Below are 16,458 nucleotides of genomic sequence, written 5' to 3'. Positions count from 1 at the left end.
GTTAATATGTTTTTATTACAAAACGCTGTGCTTTGAGATGTAGTCGACTTACCTTCTCTTTAATCCTTTATTGAATCCTCTTGACTAAGATGTTGTCCAAGAATAAGGAATACGCTCGAGGTCCATGTAAATGCCGGATCACGAAGTCCAGATCCAGTTAGAGCGTCATAGTTTTCCGCCATGCCTGACTTGGTTGCCATTGAACAGAATTTCTCTGCCACCTCGAGAGCTAATTTCTTTTCACCGGATGAGACCAAACCATCTACTAGAAGCATAGTTGTTGGTGCCCAGATTGGGCCTCGCCAATAACCATCTTCCCTGTAAAATGGACTGTTTGGCAGCTCGGTTGCCAATCCATATTCTGTTAAAAACCCCTTGGTCTTTATATCTTCTACCAATTTCTTTAAGATTTCCGGCGGAAGCCTATCTCCAAGAATCAGAGGAACATACAAAACTAGACTGTCAGATTCGATGATTTCATGTGTGCCTGACCGTTTTGCTACAAATCGTTGTCCGTTCCAAAAATGTTCAATCATTCTATTTAACAATGCTTGCGACTCATCCATCCATTTTCTAGCTTCCTCATTTTTTCCAAGCTTACAGGCTATTTCCGACAAAACTTCCATTTGCAGCACTAGAAAGGATGAAAGGTCGGGACTTTCAACCGGAGTCCCTTTGTGGAAAATTGTACTATTATCCCAACCACTGTCATTTCCGTGATTGTATTGCGGAATCCCGTCTTTGTCACTGTCCTGGAAAGTCAGCCACCACTCCGTCCATTTAACAAGCGGCTGATAAACTTCTAGCAGTTTCTCCGCTGAAACAAAATCGTTTTGTTCCCACATGCGCCTTAGTGTCCAGCCATGGATAGGCGGTTTTGTGAAATTCCACAACGCAGACCTGTTATTGACAAAGTCTGGAAGCATTCCGGATTTATCCTGCAAATCAAAAAAGATCATAAGCTGGTCCCAGGCGAGGTCGGGGTTATTTTTTGCTAACGCCAGGGCATTAAAGCAGTGATCCCAGCTCCAAATATTTGTCATCCAGTTCTTCGACATGTACATCGCAGGCCTAGTCAGCATTCCTTCAGGCGCCACCACGCATGACCAGGTAACATAGGCCGCCATTTCTTTCCCTCGGACATACTTTTCAGGTATCTCAAGGGTATTATCGACCCATGATTCATATTCCTTTAAAACGTTATCGTGCCCTTCTGTAAAAGCCGAGTAGGAACGGGCTGTGTAAACCGTCATAAACTCCTCAATCACACCTTCCATTTCCCCCATGTCCGACTCTGGAAGAAAGTCGACAATAATTTTTTCACAACGCTGTTCAATAAAAGGTGCATCCACGACGAGGCGTCCTTTTATCGAAGTAAGCATATACCGCATTTCCTGACGGGAGTGATTAACTTCCCAACGATCATCTTCCACAGGAACCGCATAATCATAAGCTCCGGTAATTCCTGTCAGTCTGACCCCCACGCTATGACTTCTTATCTGTAAAACTCGGGCTTCTGTTATACAAAATTCTGCATAACCTTCCGCATTTTCGAGCCGGAGCATGCTCGGACTTAGTACTGCCTTATATGGCACGAGGTTCCCCTCATGAATAAGATCAATACGGAATACCTCGCCAAACTCATTGTCCCCATTTCGGATATTACGGAGGTAGAGGGGGCTGTCACCCTCCTCTTGGTGATTTCGGGAAATTGTAATAAATGAACCATAACGGCTGAAGGGAATTTTTTTTATATCAAACATAAGCTTCACTCTCTTTCAACATTCATGTGTTATCCCTTCCTGGGTGTTCTTCTGAAATTCTTGATCTGCTTCAAAGAATTTCGGCCTGATAATATAAGTAAAGTACGCATATCCGAGCAAGAGAAGCAGTCCTGCCAAAATAAATGGAAGTGTATAGTTCTTTCCAGCTAGGATGGTTCCGACTAGAAATGCGGCTAAAGCGGATCCAATGCTACGGAATACGGCTCTCATTCCCGCATACAAATCACGTTCCTCATCTTTAAATGATGACATCGATAGACTGTCAACCAGATTGGTCAGCATGGTAAAAACTCCACCCCTTACTAATAAAAGTGTCGAAAAGAAATAAGGATGGATGTTTAAAAATAAAATAAAACAAAGAAGGATATTCACCATGTAAATATAAAGAAATGTCTTTTTCACCCCGAAGCGGTCAATCAATGAAGGTGAGAAAATAGAACCTATAAACAATGCCAGACCATTTAGAGCCAGCAGCATCGACACAGCCTCATTCGAGAAATCGAAACGGAACTTAATAAATAAATTCAGGTAAGGCTGGAGGCAAGATACTGCACCGCCAGTAATCAGTGCGAAGACAGCAAATAACAGCAATTTTTGCTGAAAATCACTCGAATGCTTACCTTGCCTTTGAAGGAAAGCATTCGGTTCAGAACCTGTTTCCCTTCGCTGGTTTAAATCCTCCCGTGTAACTTTTTTCCTTCGCTGCTCTGCAGGAAGCAGGCCTCCTCTTACACAGGCTAATAATAGAAACAATATTGAGGTAGTAATTAATGTATTTTGGTAGCCCTTCTCTGAAAGTTCAATCCAATTAGGCAAAAAACCGCCAATTAGTGTTCCCGCTCCCGTAAACGCAGTAAAGACTGCGAATAAAAAGCTATAGGCTTGGGTTTCTTCCCTTTTTGAACGGCTATAATGGAACAACAACTGTATTTCCGTCGTTTCCACAAGTGTTAGGCCAATGGAAACCACAAATTGAGCCAAAAAAAAGAATCCAAAGCCTTCTGCAAAAGCAAAAATGCTGCATCCAATGGCAATACTTGTTATCCCTGTAACGAGCAGCTTTTTCCGACCTGCTTTTTTAGCCAAGATGCTCACAGGAATTGCAAAGATTCCCATTACTAAGATCCCCATCGATGTGATGAGTCCAATTTGCTTTTCTGTAATACCCATTTCAATTAAATGAAGATTCAAGATCAAGGTAAACATTCCAATGCTCAGCCCGTACAGTGATTCAGTGGCCAAGAAACGTTTCACACCAGACGGCATAGTAAGAAATCTTAATGACTGTATCATAGAGTGTTTCAACCTTTCATTTTCAAAAAAATTTCTGAGGAATCTCCCCTTCAATAAACTAATCAGAAGGGGCTTATCCCTTCTGATTAGTTCCTGTTTTGCGAAACAAATAAATACTTGTTATCCCTTTACCCCTGACTTAGAAACATCCTCCACTATATAGCGCTGTGCCGCGAAGAAGAGAACAAGCGGTGGTATGCTGATTAGAAAGGTTATTGCCATGATTCCTTCCATATCAACGCCAAACATTCCTTTGAACTGCGCAAGTCCAAGCGTTAGTGTATATTTGCTCTGATCATTCAAAAACACAAGCGGTCCTAGGTAATCGTTCCAGCAATTCAACATGCTGAACACCCCAACTAAGATTAATACCGGTTTCATGAGCGGAAGATAAATTTTATAAAAAATTTGAAAAGAGTTGGCACCATCTATTCTTGCTGCTTCATCCAGTTCTTTTGGTATGCCCATGATAAACTGACGCATCAAGAAGATATAAAATGGGGCACCGAACCAGGCAGGAACAATCAACGGTTTCAACGTGTTAATCCAGCCAAGGAAGTTAAATTCCATATACAAAGGAATCATCGTCACTTCCCACGGAATCATCATCGTGGCAAGAAGCACCATAAACAAGAAGTCTCTTCCTTTAAATGTAAATCTTGCAAACCCATAGGCCACTAGCGATGAGGAAACAATTTGGCCAAGAGTTGCCAAGATTGTTACCGTTAGTGAATTCATCAGAAATTGTGTAAATGGCTGAGAAATCCATGCTTCTTTAAAATTCTCAAAATGAAGACTGGAAGGAATCCACTTTGGCGGGAACAGATAGAGTTCTTCTGGCGATTTTAACGAAGTCGTCACCATCCAAAATAATGGCGCCAAAAATAATAGCGAGAAAAAGATTAAGAGACCGTATATAAAGGTTTTTTCAACCCTGCTTTTCATTTTCATAGTAAACCTCCTCGTATCAATAGATTGGCTGCGATTTTATTTCTTCTTCACTTCTCCTTCGTAGTACACCCAGGCAGACGAGGATTTAAACACAAGCATTGTTAAACCTAAAACAATCAAAAACATAAACCACGCATTTGCGGAAGAATAGCCCATTTTAAAATATTTAAAGGCATTTTCATAAACATACATTGCGTAAAAATAAGTTGAATTGAGCGGCCCTCCGCCCGTTAATAGCAGGGCTAACGTCAATTGTTGAAAGGCAGCAATAATCGTTGTGATGACATTAAATAGAATGGTTGGCGTCAAGAGCGGTAAGGTAATTTTGAAAAACTGAGTTATTTTATTAGCTCCATCGATGGATGCAGCTTCATAAAGTTCACCCGAAATGCCTTTTAAACCTGCCAGGAAGATTAACATCATCGTACCTTGACCCCAAAGGCTTGCAATCACCATCGCAATAAGTGCCCAGCCCGTCTCATTGAGCCAGTTAGGACCTGTGATATCAACCAAGGAAAGAAAGTAATTTAGAATACCGTATTCACCGTTGAAAACCCAAGCCCAAATCATCGCAAGGGCTACGCCGGAAATGACGGATGGAAGGTAGAAAAAGGTTCGGAAAAAGGAGTGGCCTTTTATGTTTTGATTCAACAAAATAGCTAAAACTAGGGCTACAATGATATTTAAAGGGACGAACAATGCGGCGAATTTCACCGTTACCCCTAGTGATTTCCAAAACAGGGGATCATCCATAAACATGGTCTTATAGTTATCAAGTCCGATAAATGTCGCCTCACCGACAACCGGCCAATCATAAAAACTGATAAATAGTGAATATAATAAAGGTCCTAGCGTGAAGGCAAGAAACCCGATTACCCATGGGGAGATAAATAGAAGTGGGACAATCTTGTCCCACTTTATTTTCTTTTTCTTATTTATTTCCACATAGGGTGTGGGAGAAGCAGGTAAAGAATTCAACATGAACACCCCATTTATTTAGTCTACTTCTTCATGTATTTCTCAGAATCGTGAACAGCTTTATTTAGTAGTTTATCAGCATCTTGCCCAAGCATCACCGCATTTACGGCTGCAGACAGGTTACGGTTGATTTCATTCCAATTCTTATTCAAAAGAAATGCTGGTGTATCGTCAGAACGTTCAAGCATCTTATAGAACGGGCTTATTAATGGATCCTGCTCCATATTCAATTCCTTTACCACACTGATTCGAACTGGTAAATCAGCAGTACGCATTTTAATCGCTTCCGCTGAGGAATAAAATTTCACAAATTTGTAAGCAAGGTCTTTATGTTTAGAATCCTTCGCTACCGAAACGGCTGATGAAGCAATAACCCCTTTTGCCGGCTTGTCGCCAAATGACGGAACTTCAACCGTTCCGAAATTAATCTTAGCTTCTTTAAATCCTTCTAAAGGCCAAATACCGCTTTCCCACATGGCGATTTTTCCTGCTTTGAAAATATCATCGCCACTTTGCTGATTTTTCCCGCCAACAAGAACAGCGCTTTTATCCTTAAGAAGGTTACTTAAAACTTTGATTGATTCGATTGTTTCAGGACTGTTCATATAGCCCTTAACTTCTTTCCCGTCTTTACTAATGAAGCTGCCGCCATTGCTCCATACCAACCCTTGGAGATCATAGGTATCTGGCTCTGGCACTATCCCAAAACCGTATTGCTTTTTGCTTGGATCAGATAATTTTTTTGAAATTTCTTTAAAATCATCCCATGACCAGCCATCCTTTGGATAAGGGACGTTAGCTGCATCAAATAAATCTTTGTTATAATACACAACCCGTGTTGTAAAACCAGCAGGCATGCCGTAAATTTTTCCATTCATGCTGGAATAATTAAATAAACCCTGATAAAAATCATCCATATCCATTTCTGAATCGCCGTCGATGTACTGGTCAAGCGGCTCGAGTGACTCGTAGTATGCTGGAAAATTCCACATATACATCATATCCGGTGGATTTTTTGCCCCAAAGGAAGCAGCCAGCTTCTGATCAAAGCCATCGCCGTAAGCTTCCACTTGAACCTTTACACCGGGATTCTTTTCTTCAAATTTTTTGGCGATATCCTGTTGAATTTTCAGTGCCTCACCAGAGTCCCAGGTTGCAAAGCGAAGTGTAACATTTCCTTTACCATCCTTCTCTTCACCAGTTCCTCCAGAAGTATTTTCTCCTGAACTGCTGTTCGAACATGCTGCCAAGGAGAAGACGCTAACTAATAATAAAATCATTGCCAGGATGCTGATTTTCCTCATTCTGAATTTCCCCCTCTTTAGATAAAAAATTAACCGCCTTCATTGTACTTCTAATGAAAGCGGTCTCATACTGAAATTCATCTTAAATTGTTAGTAATAATGTTTTAATTTTCTGTGAAGATTACGTGATAGGGGTAAAATTGTCCGGATTGATTCTCCTTTTTGTTAGACGATAGTCAGATGGTGTATATCCCGTACATTTTTTAAACCATTTGCTAAAATATTTCCCGTCTTGCACCCCAACTTTCTCTCCTATTTCCTGTAAAGTAAGAGAAGTGGTTTCAAGTAATTCACTAGCAGCATTGATCTTTAACTTTTCTGTGAATGTATGGAAGCTTTCTCCTACTGACTTACTAAAAAGGGTACTAAAATGGCTTCTACTAAGGCCGACTTCATAAGCAATATTAACTGAAGAGTGGGATTGTGATAAGTCTCTCGTAATCAGTTGAACGGCTTTTTGAATCGGTTCCGGCCATTTTTCATTAACCTCATTTATTACGGCTTCAGCTAGACTAGAGTCTTGTTCTTTATGTTGTGATTTTTCTATTTCATCAGAGAATTGCTTTAGGTATTCTTCAAATTCATCATCTTGAAAGGCCGTTTTTAAAATATAACCTGAAGCACCCAACCTAATGCCTTCCTGGGCATATTCGAAATCCCGGTGGCAGCTTAATAGCAGGATTTTTGTGTCAGGGGCTGCTTGTTTAATTTTTCGGGCAAGTTCTATGCCATTTTGTTCTGGCATGACAATGTCTGTAATGACTACCTCAGGGGAATGCTCCAGAAACACTTCCCAGCCTTTCTGACCATTGGAGGCATCCGCCACTACTTCCATATTATATTTCTGCCAGTTCACCGTTGCCATTAACCCTTTACGGACGATATATTCATCATCAACTACTATGACTTTGATCATTGCTCATCCTCCTTTTTGGCCAGCACATTTTGATCGTTGTTCCATGCTTCGGTTTAGATTCTATAATAAGGCCATATTGATTTCCAAAATGAAGCTTTAGCCGTTGATCAACATTAAACACGCCTATTCCACGGACTTTATCCTTAGGCGACTGTTCATTAAGTAAGTTTAAGGCCGTTTGTTCACTCATTCCTTTACCATTATCACTCAAGGTAAGTTCAAGTAAGTCTGATTTATCCTCAATAGTTAATTCAATTATTCCCTGTCCGTCTTCAAAGGCATGGAAAAAAATATTTTCAAATAATGGCTGCAGAGACAACCTGGGAATTAAATAATCGGAGCATTCTGGGCTGACCTTTTCATTGTAATCAAACATATGTCCATAACGGATTTCCTGCACCTTCAAATAGTGGCTTATCGTAGCCAGCTCTTTTTTTAACGGAATCAATTCATCAGAAAAATTAAGGTTTTCATGAAGAACCTCCGTCAGATGGTAAATCATTTGCTGAACTTCCTTGGCATTACTTAACCTTGCCTTCCACTGAATGGAGTTTAGTGTATTAAACAACAAATGGGGATTTATTTGGTAATGAAACGCCCTTAACTCTGCTTTCCTTTTTAACCGTTCCGTCTCACCGATTTCATCAATTAATTCATTAATTTGCTGGACCATCTGATTAAAGCTGATTGTTAATTTCCCAATTTCGTCATGTTCTTTAACAGGAATCTGAGTCTGCAGTTCGCCCACACTTACCAGTTCCATCGATTCCTTCAGCTTTCTGATTCGTTTTGCCAACGGTGCTGAAAAGACCAAAGCTAGTAGGATTGCGAGAATAATTAAAAAGAAAATGCCTAACATAGTATAGTTAAAAATAACCTCAGAGGATTGGTAAAATAGTTTTTCAGGGACTCGGATTTCAATGTTCCAGCCATAGGCTTCAATATTTTTCACCCTAACAATATCACTTGAAAGCCGCTCCACTTTTGCTTTTGTTCGGTAAAGGACTTTATTCTTTTCATTATGAATGGTTACAAAGGCGTGGACGTCTTTTTCAAGGTAGTTAATATATGAAAAAAGCTCCTCGGCATTTGTCTCAATTAACAATTTGCTTCCTTTTAAAATCCCATATTGGCTCTGGATGGGCAATACTAGACCAATTATTGGTTCAGGCGGTTTGCTGTTATCATGATGATCAGCTTTATAAAATCCAATCCATCGCTCCCCTTGTTTGATTTTACTTGCTTCCTTCCAAAACGGCATTTGAAACAATTTTTGTGAATTAAGATGGTTTCCCCCGTAATAATAGCCAGAACTCGTTATTAGGTAGATTCCTTTTGTATTAAAAGTTCTATGGGCTTCAAGGAATCTTTCAAAGTTCTTTTTCTCTATGAATCCTTCATAGGTTCTTGGAATCTCTTCTTTGATAACAATTAAGGTAGGGTCGGATAAATATTGATGAATATCGTTTGAGACGACAAACATCTGATTAATCGTATTTTCTAATTGCTTTTCAAGCTGTGATACAGCAAAGTTTTCATAATCATTAAATTGCTTATTCACAATCGTGGATGACTTTTGATAGGAGAGATAGCCAAATAGTAGGAGAGGTATCAGTGCCACCACGATGAAAAACAGCATCAACTTGGTACGAAAGCTTCCATACAATTGATTCTTAAGTTTTAAGGTAATATTTTTAATAACTTCGATCATCCTATCCCTCTTCAAGACTAGTGGTTTTCGTATGTTATCACTTTTTGCATAACAGCATGTCTTTCCCTTTTTTTTCGTAATCGTTTTCATAAATCTCCCTAATCATAAACCAGAGTTGTTCCAATTTCCATAGACATCTCCGGAGTTTTAAGATGGTAGTTACGACCACTTTTATGAAAATAAAAAATGAAGCATCAAAGAGAGAAAACTTCCCTTGATCCTTCATTTAGATTCAAAAAGTTTCTATAATTCAATCCTATATTGCTGATCACTTATTCCATCCTTAGTGAAGACTCGTTCCACGTATTGAATTTCTTTATCTGACATCAACATGACGGTCGAGCTTCTCGTCCCGTAGTTTCCGCTTTTGATAAACAATGGCGAAAGCATTCTTTCCCATTCTAAAGAAACGCCTGTGTGCGGAAGAAGTTCGTCTGGAGCTTGATCTGCATTTTGGAGGACACTCAAAAGGCATTCTACAAGTTCGACCTGTTCCCCGTTGATGATTTTGGACATGCCTTCCTTGCCTTTTTGCACCTTTGGCCATTCAGTATTTAATAAATGGTTGCTGACTCCATAAATACCAGGCTCCACCTTCAAAAGTTCCTGACCTTTATTTGAATAATAATATAGTTCCGTTCCATCCCCTGCTAGTAAGTTATAGCCAGGATACAGATCCTTTTTCTTTACAAGACTTTGCATATAATCCTTTATACTTCCTTTATGTTTCAAGGCATCGGCCACCAACTCACCTCTCGAACGCTTTCCTTCCGTTTCTTCCTTTGGGTCGCGATAATTGGTCAAAGCCGCAAAACGTCCAGATGTGGTAACTCCCATCCAAGTGCCCATTTTTTCTAAATCTCTACCGGCAAGGATGTCAGGTCTGTCTTCCCAATAATGAGCAGGAGCAGTAGGCCGCCCGTAAAATTCATCTCGGTTTGCCGCTACAAGGAGCTTGTAGACAGGATGGACTCTATAGGCAAAAACGATTAAACACATATACAATCACAGCCTTAAAAATAATTTAACCGGGGGTTTTTTATTGGATTAATGTCGTTCATCATCGAAACTAATTTACTAACCTCCAGGCCCAAACCGTCTTTTTGATCTATTAGGTATAATGTATCCAAATTCACTCCATAACCTCCATATGGAAAAATAAACCACAAGTTATTATTCGCCATGTCTCTAGAAAATCCTTTTAACATAGTGGAATCCCGAAGCGTTTTGTATCTTTTAAGTGCTAAGAATGCATAAGGAAAATAAATCTAATCCTGATTTTAATCGCAAGGTTGGAAATAATAATAGCTACGACCTAATTTATTTTGGAGGTGTGTTTCCATGTCAGAATTAGAGCCCTTAGAATACGAAACAGGGACTGCTATTCGCGAATACGACATTATTGATATTACCCAAACAGCCAACGGGTATGAAATAGTGCTTGATATAGAATTGGACAGCGGCTATTCCTTAGCAAGAACCAAATTAGAAGTCACCAATGAGGACTTATTAGGGTATGAAACAAATGAAATTGAGGAAGGGATTAAATTTGCCTTAGGGTTTTTCAATCATTAACAACAAACTAATATTTTTGAGGGCAAATCACCATGAACTGTGTTAAACTAACCAACGACGTTAGATGAACGTACTTTAATAATGGAGTGGTTAAATGAGTAGTGCGAAAGGGAAAGGCGGAACAGGCAGAGGAACCGGCAAGAAGGGCTGGACTCGTTGGCAAGCAGGTGTCAAAAAAGCGAAAAGCGCCAAACCATATGTCAGCAAAGGTGTTAAAAAAGCAAATGACGGAAACAACACCAGCAATAATAAAGGTGACGCATCCGAAAAATAATAATAATAATACAAAGACTCAGGGGACCCCATCCCCCGAGTCTTTTTTTCCCAGCAAACGACCTTTTCAAAAAAAACGACAGTCCACCACACGAGGACAAATGTCCACGAGCGGTGCCTGACACCTAATTTTTCACACCCTATTCTTAGCATCTTTATCCCTTCCTATTTGCTGGTTTCCCTCCGTACGACTGGTGCTACTTCTGTTGCTAATCGTTCGATGCTTTCGGCGACTTGTTTAAAGGGCATTCCGCCGATGTCCATTTGGGCGATAAATCGCTGGTGTCCGTAAAGCTCGTATTGTTGGAGGATTTTTTCAATGATCTGCTGGGAACTGCCAACAAATAAAGCCGTTTCTGGTCCGGCCATCCGTTCAAAATCTTCTCTGGACATTCTTGTATTCATCCCACGCTGGCGATTAAAGTATCCCCAATAATTAGAATGATACGGATAGAACTCATCCTTTGCCTTTTGGGTTGTTTCCGAAATAAATGCATGACCAGTCACTGCAACCTTCATCGACTCAGGATCATGGCCAGCTTGACTGGCGGCCTGGCGGTAAATATCTACAAGCGGCTTAAACCGAATATGTTCGCCTCCAAGTATCGCTATTGCTAAGTTAGTCCCTAATCTGCCTGCTCGTGCTGCGCTAGACGGAGTGCCCCCAACACCTACCCACAATGGAATATTTTCCTGTAAAGGTCGTGGAGCAATTTCCGCATCCTGCAACGGAGAACGAAATTGACCATTCCAGGTCACTCGATCCTGTGCATTCAGCTGCTGAAAGAGCTTGATGTTCTCTTCAAAAAGCTGGTCATAATCGTCTAACTCATACCCGAACAGCGGGAAAGATTCTATAAATGCCCCGCGCCCCGCAATAATTTCTGCCCGTCCGTTTGACAGGAGATCAAGTGTCGCAAAATCCTCAAAGAGACGAACAGGATCGACGGTGCTTAAGACAGTTGTAGCACTTGCCAGTTTAATTCGCTTTGTAACTTGCGAAATGGCGGACAAGACGACGGGCGGTGCAGACACAGCATAGTCGAGGCGGTGATGCTCACCAACGCCCACTACATCTAATCCGGCCTCATCAGCCATTTTCGCTGCTTCAATAATTTCTTCAAGTCGCTGTCTTGTGCTGATAGTCTTCCCTGTTCCCCAATCCGGAACTAAATCCCCCAATGTATAGATCCCTATTTCCATACCTGAATGTTCATCTTTGGAATCTGGCTTCATCTTCATATCCTCCCTCAATCATTTATAAAACTAATCGAATTTGATTTCCTGAAGGATCTTCCGTTACAAAGAAATCAGCTACTTCCGATATCTGCGCACCTAATTGCTTTAGCTGTTTAATCGCATTCTCTCTTGCTGATTCATCAGGGAAAACGAGCGAGTACCAATTTAAGCCGACACTGTTTTTCGGTGGCGTCGCTGCCCCTTCACCTTGCCAAGTGTTGATAGCAATATGATGATGATAACGGCCCGTGGAAAGGAATGCCGCTTGTGGATAGTAACTAACAATTTCAAAACCAAGCCCTTTTGTGTAAAATTCTTCTGCTTTTTTCAAATTAGATACGTGAAGGTGAATGTGGCCCATAACTGTACCCGCCGGGAGACCGCTCCATTCCGCATCACTCTCCGCGATAATTCCATTTCCATCAAGCTCTTCTGTTGCCATTTCTACTAAACCGTTGTTCCATCTCCATTCTGAAGAAGGGCGATCTCGGTACACTTCAATCCCATTTCCGTCTGGATCGTTAAGGTATAACGCCTCACTTACATAATGATCTGCAGCACCCAGTGGATATCCAGCTTGAATCATATGCCGTAAAAAGACAGATAAATCTGCTCGTGATGGAAGTAAGATCGCAAAATGATACAAACCTGAACTACGTCCTGTTTTCGCAACCACATCTTTCGGCTGCTCTAGCGTTAATAATGGGTTTTTTCCGTCTGTCGTTAAGACTGCTTTACGATCTGATTTCTCCAATATTTGAAAGCCCAATATATTTTGATAAAAAGTGAGCGCATAATCGAGGTTTTTAACTTTTATATTGACCTCACCGACATATATATTTGGTGCCTGATGAAATTTATCCATTTTCTCCTCATCCCTTCATTATTCATTTGTAAACGAATGTTATAAAAATTAATCTTTTTATTAATATGGTTCTTTTACATTCCATTAAACCGATTACTATTTCCTATGCTTACAGTGTACCTTTAATTTATCTTGAATTCAAGTATTTTAAATTAAGAGCATATGGAAGACCAGCCTATTTTTTACCCTTGCAACAGAAAAAGGACTCTTCCGCTAAGCGAAAAAGCCCTTGAACCTTGCTTCTCGTTTTTTATGCTTCGACGATATTAGGCTGCTCGTAAACCTCGTTTTCAAACTCGCCTGTTACTTTACTAGTGAGTATGCCTGATGTCATCGCTCCGCTGACATTTAGAGCTGTACGTCCCATGTCAATGAGAGGCTCAACTGAAATAAGCAGACCAACAATCGCAATTGGGAGATTCATCACTGATAAAACGATTAAGGCTGCGAAGGTTGCACCGCCACCTACACCAGCAACACCAAACGAACTAATCGCAACCACAAGAATGAGCGTTAGAATAAAGGATATACTTGTTGGATCCACATCTGCCGCTGGAGCAACCATCACTGCTAACATCGCAGGATAAACGCCTGCACATCCGTTTTGACCGATTGTTAGCCCAAACGAACCCGCGAAGTTGGCGATCCCTTCGGATACACCAAAGTCCTTTGTTTGTGTTTTAATGGTCATTGGCAAGGTTCCTGCACTAGTCCGGGAGGTGAAAGCAAAGGTTAAGGTTGGCAGCCCTTTTTTCACATAATTTATAGGACTTAGTCTCGCAAATGATAAAAGGAGAAGATGGACAATAAACACAATAATGAGCGCCACATACGAGGCAATCACAAATTTACCTAGTTTTGCTATCGCGGCATAGTCACTCGTTGCTGTAACCCTGGCTATGATCGCTAAGATACCATATGGCGTTAAACGAAGAATCAGTGTGACTACTCTCATGACAACAGAGTAGAAGGTATCAATGATCTTTGCAAAAAATTCACCATGCTCTGGGTCCTTACGCTTCACTCCAAGGTAAGCAATACCAATAAATACGGCAAAAATAACAACCGCAATCGTCGATGTTGCGCGGGCCCCAGTTAAATCCTGAAACGGATTGCTTGGGATTAACTCAATGATTTGCTGTGGGAGTGTCATATTTTCGATCCCTGCAGCTCTTTCCTCTAACTGGGCATTCCGGGCTGCTTCTGCATCTCCTTCAGTTAGCTGAACCCCGTCAAGACCAAATCCTAAAGCTGAGCCAATGCCAACCGCGGCAGAAACGGCCGTCGTTGCAAGAAGGATGCCGATGACAAGAAAACTGATTTTCCCTATATTTTTCGTTAATTTTAGTTTTGTAAAGGCCCCGACAATCGAAACAAAAATGAGTGGCATAACGACCATTTGTAATAGCTTTACATAGCCATTCCCGACTATGTTAAACCAATCAATCGAACCTGTCGTTACTTCATGTGTCGTACCATAAATGAGATGAATAATAAAACCAAATATAATTCCTAAACCCAACGCACTAAAAACACGCTTGGAAAAAGAAACATGCTTTTTTTGCATCGTAAATAAACCAAACATGAGTAATAGCAGCACCGCGACATTTACAATGATAAGAAAGGTATTCATGGAATTCCTCCTCTTTATTTTTCGAAAAAATCGAAAACCAAATATTCCAATGTATTAAGTCGGAATTATAGTCGTCGTCTTTATCGTCATCGGTAATTTCTGTACCTTTATACTTTAAAACAATCAAACGTTTGATATGGTAAATAATATGACATGGCGACCCTATATATTCCAAGCCCATAAATTATTCAATCAAACGTTTGATTAGTTTTTCAATCATCCAAAAAGCTACGTGTACTATTAGGACTGCAAGGCGGATAAACTCATATCATTTCAGTCGGAATCGGATGGATAGCATCCTTTAGTGCGGTTTCTAATTCATCTTTGAACATGGCCTTCTCCTCCAATGTCCATCCAAGAGCATCCTCCATTAAGCCAATGATTGCTTCTTTCCACTCATGTACCCATTGAATATCAAAAAATAAAGCTCCCGTTCGACGGATAAAAAAGTCCACTGGTTTTACGGCCATTTCTTCCTCTAAGGAATAAATGATTTGAACATACACCTCCAGCGGCAAGCCAAATTTGTTATTTGGGTCATACGTTTTTGCAATTTCAAAAATACGATCAATATTGGAACCATAACGATGGACTAATTTTCGGAATTGGTCCTTTGAAAATCCACTTAACTCGCCTTCTTTTTCCTTGGTCTCTATAAATGAAGCAAAGTTACGAGACCCATCCATATGACCTCCTGAAATAGGTAAATGCTTTGTTTGGCAAGATCCAATATGGCTTGCTTCGCCGCACTGTTTAGCGATCAAGTCTACCACCGTTTCTGCCATTTTTCTGTATCCGGTCAGCTTCCCGCCTGCGATTGTAACCAAGCCAGAATTCGATACCCAAATTTCATCTTTTCGCGAAATTTCAGAGGGATCCTTGCCTTCTTCATAAATAAGTGGTCTTACCCCTGCCCAGCTTGATTCAATCTCCTCCGCCTTAATAGCAACGGTTGGAAACATATAATGAATTGCATTAATAATATAATCTCGGTCATCTGCCGTCATTTTCGGATGAATCGGATCGTTGCCATAATAGGTGTCTGTTGTCCCCACATACGTTTTCCCATCCCTTGGAATCGCAAATACCATGCGGCCATCAGGTGTATCAAAATACACCGCCTGTTTAAGGGGAAATCTCGACTGATCCATCACCAAATGTACCCCTTTGGTGAGCCGCAGTTTTTTTCCATATAACGACTGATCTATGTTTCGGAGCGAATCGACCCAAGGGCCAGTGGCATTAATGATGTGTTTTGCGTAAATATCATGAACGGTACCAGTTAATAGATCCTCAACTTTAGCACCAATCACCTTACCATCATGATAAAGAAGCTCAATCATTTTTGAATAGTTTACAGCTTTGACACCATGAGCGACCGCTTCTTTTATGACTTCGATGGTTAACCGGGCATCATCGGTCCGATATTCCACATAATATCCGCCGCCTTTTAATCCCTCTCTTTTAATCAGCGGCTCTTTCTGAATGGTATCATCCGGAGAAAGAATTTTTCTTCGTTCACTTTTTTTTACGCCTGCTAAAAAGTCATAGACTCGTAGTCCTATTGATGTACCGAATTTCCCAAACGTCCCACCTTTATGCATTGGCAGGAGCATCCATTCTGGTGTAGTTACATGCGGGCCATTTTCATAAACAATCGCCCGTTCCTTCCCTACTTCCGCGACCATCTTCACTTCAAATTGTTTTAAATACCTGAGACCACCGTGAACAAGCTTTGTTGATCGGCTTGATGTCCCAGCAGCAAAATCTTGCATTTCGACTAATGCCGTTTTCATTCCCCTTGTTACGGCATCTAATGCGATTCCAGCGCCTGTAATTCCCCCACCGATGACAAGTACATCAAATTCTTCTGCGGCCATTTCCTTTAGGATTGTGTTTCTATTTGAACTCGAGAATTTTAACATTTCCACTATGG

14 protein-coding genes are annotated in these 16,458 nt (G+C 40.7%); 2 read left to right on the top strand and 12 right to left on the bottom strand.

Annotated elements, in window-relative coordinates; translation table 11 throughout:
- Nucleotides 1–59 precede the first annotated feature (59 nt).
- The 8 genes from AB7942_RS25560 to AB7942_RS25525 all read right to left on the bottom strand — a co-directional run bounded on the left by AB7942_RS25560 (nt 60) and on the right by AB7942_RS25525 (nt 9,936).
- On the bottom strand, nt 60–1,763 hold the full coding sequence (locus tag AB7942_RS25560; RefSeq protein ID WP_369449037.1) for an amylo-alpha-1,6-glucosidase: 1,704 nt from the start codon (nt 1,761–1,763) through the stop codon (nt 60–62).
- Between the two features lie 15 nt (nt 1,764–1,778).
- The gene (locus tag AB7942_RS25555; RefSeq protein WP_369449036.1) at nt 1,779–3,077 is read right to left on the bottom strand and encodes an MFS transporter; all 1,299 of its coding nucleotides are present in this window, start codon (nt 3,075–3,077) and stop codon (nt 1,779–1,781) included.
- 120 nt (nt 3,078–3,197) lie between these two features.
- Nucleotides 3,198–4,028 carry a carbohydrate ABC transporter permease gene (locus AB7942_RS25550; RefSeq protein WP_088085250.1) on the bottom strand — a complete coding sequence of 277 codons (831 nt, stop codon included), beginning with the start codon at nt 4,026–4,028 and terminating at the stop codon, nt 3,198–3,200.
- Between the two features lie 36 nt (nt 4,029–4,064).
- Complete coding sequence (locus AB7942_RS25545) at nt 4,065–5,009, bottom strand: carbohydrate ABC transporter permease (RefSeq protein WP_369449035.1); 945 nt, start codon at nt 5,007–5,009, stop codon at nt 4,065–4,067.
- Between the two features lie 20 nt (nt 5,010–5,029).
- Nucleotides 5,030–6,310 carry an ABC transporter substrate-binding protein gene (locus tag AB7942_RS25540; RefSeq protein ID WP_335400955.1) on the bottom strand — a complete coding sequence of 427 codons (1,281 nt, stop codon included), beginning with the start codon at nt 6,308–6,310 and terminating at the stop codon, nt 5,030–5,032.
- A gap of 121 nt (nt 6,311–6,431) precedes the next feature.
- The gene (locus AB7942_RS25535; RefSeq protein WP_369449034.1) at nt 6,432–7,226 is read right to left on the bottom strand and encodes a response regulator transcription factor; all 795 of its coding nucleotides are present in this window, start codon (nt 7,224–7,226) and stop codon (nt 6,432–6,434) included.
- Complete coding sequence (locus tag AB7942_RS25530) at nt 7,204–8,937, bottom strand: sensor histidine kinase (protein ID WP_369449033.1); 1,734 nt, start codon at nt 8,935–8,937, stop codon at nt 7,204–7,206. Before AB7942_RS25530 ends, AB7942_RS25535 begins: the two co-directional genes overlap by 23 nt.
- A gap of 243 nt (nt 8,938–9,180) precedes the next feature.
- A complete protein-coding gene (locus AB7942_RS25525; protein ID WP_369449032.1) occupies nt 9,181–9,936 on the bottom strand; it encodes an NRDE family protein in 756 nt (251 codons plus the stop codon).
- A gap of 342 nt (nt 9,937–10,278) precedes the next feature.
- On the opposite strand from AB7942_RS25525, the gene AB7942_RS25520 reads away from it, so the two are divergent.
- Together AB7942_RS25520 and AB7942_RS25515 are read left to right on the top strand one after the other, a co-directional pair.
- Nucleotides 10,279–10,512, top strand: a complete 234-nt coding sequence (locus tag AB7942_RS25520; protein ID WP_369449031.1) for a hypothetical protein — start codon at nt 10,279–10,281, stop codon at nt 10,510–10,512.
- A gap of 94 nt (nt 10,513–10,606) precedes the next feature.
- Nucleotides 10,607–10,786 (top strand): DUF3934 family protein, encoded by a 180-nt coding sequence (locus AB7942_RS25515; protein WP_369449030.1) that lies wholly within the window; start codon nt 10,607–10,609, stop codon nt 10,784–10,786.
- Nucleotides 10,787–10,950: 164 nt separating this feature from the next.
- On the opposite strand, the gene AB7942_RS25510 is transcribed toward AB7942_RS25515, so the two are convergent.
- The 4 genes from AB7942_RS25510 to AB7942_RS25495 form a co-directional block, all read right to left on the bottom strand.
- On the bottom strand, nt 10,951–12,021 hold the full coding sequence (locus tag AB7942_RS25510) for an LLM class flavin-dependent oxidoreductase (RefSeq protein ID WP_369449029.1): 1,071 nt from the start codon (nt 12,019–12,021) through the stop codon (nt 10,951–10,953).
- 22 nt (nt 12,022–12,043) lie between these two features.
- The gene (locus AB7942_RS25505) at nt 12,044–12,889 is read right to left on the bottom strand and encodes a VOC family protein (protein WP_369449028.1); all 846 of its coding nucleotides are present in this window, start codon (nt 12,887–12,889) and stop codon (nt 12,044–12,046) included.
- Nucleotides 12,890–13,139: 250 nt separating this feature from the next.
- Entirely contained in the window at nt 13,140–14,522 is a 1,383-nt protein-coding gene (locus AB7942_RS25500) for an L-cystine transporter (protein ID WP_369449027.1), read from the bottom strand.
- A gap of 263 nt (nt 14,523–14,785) precedes the next feature.
- Nucleotides 14,786–16,447, bottom strand: a complete 1,662-nt coding sequence (locus tag AB7942_RS25495; RefSeq protein ID WP_369449047.1) for a glycerol-3-phosphate dehydrogenase/oxidase — start codon at nt 16,445–16,447, stop codon at nt 14,786–14,788.
- Nucleotides 16,448–16,458: the final 11 nt, after the last annotated feature.

Source organism: Neobacillus sp. BF23-41, assembly GCF_041106275.1.
This window is presented reverse-complemented; position numbering and strand designations above follow the sequence as displayed.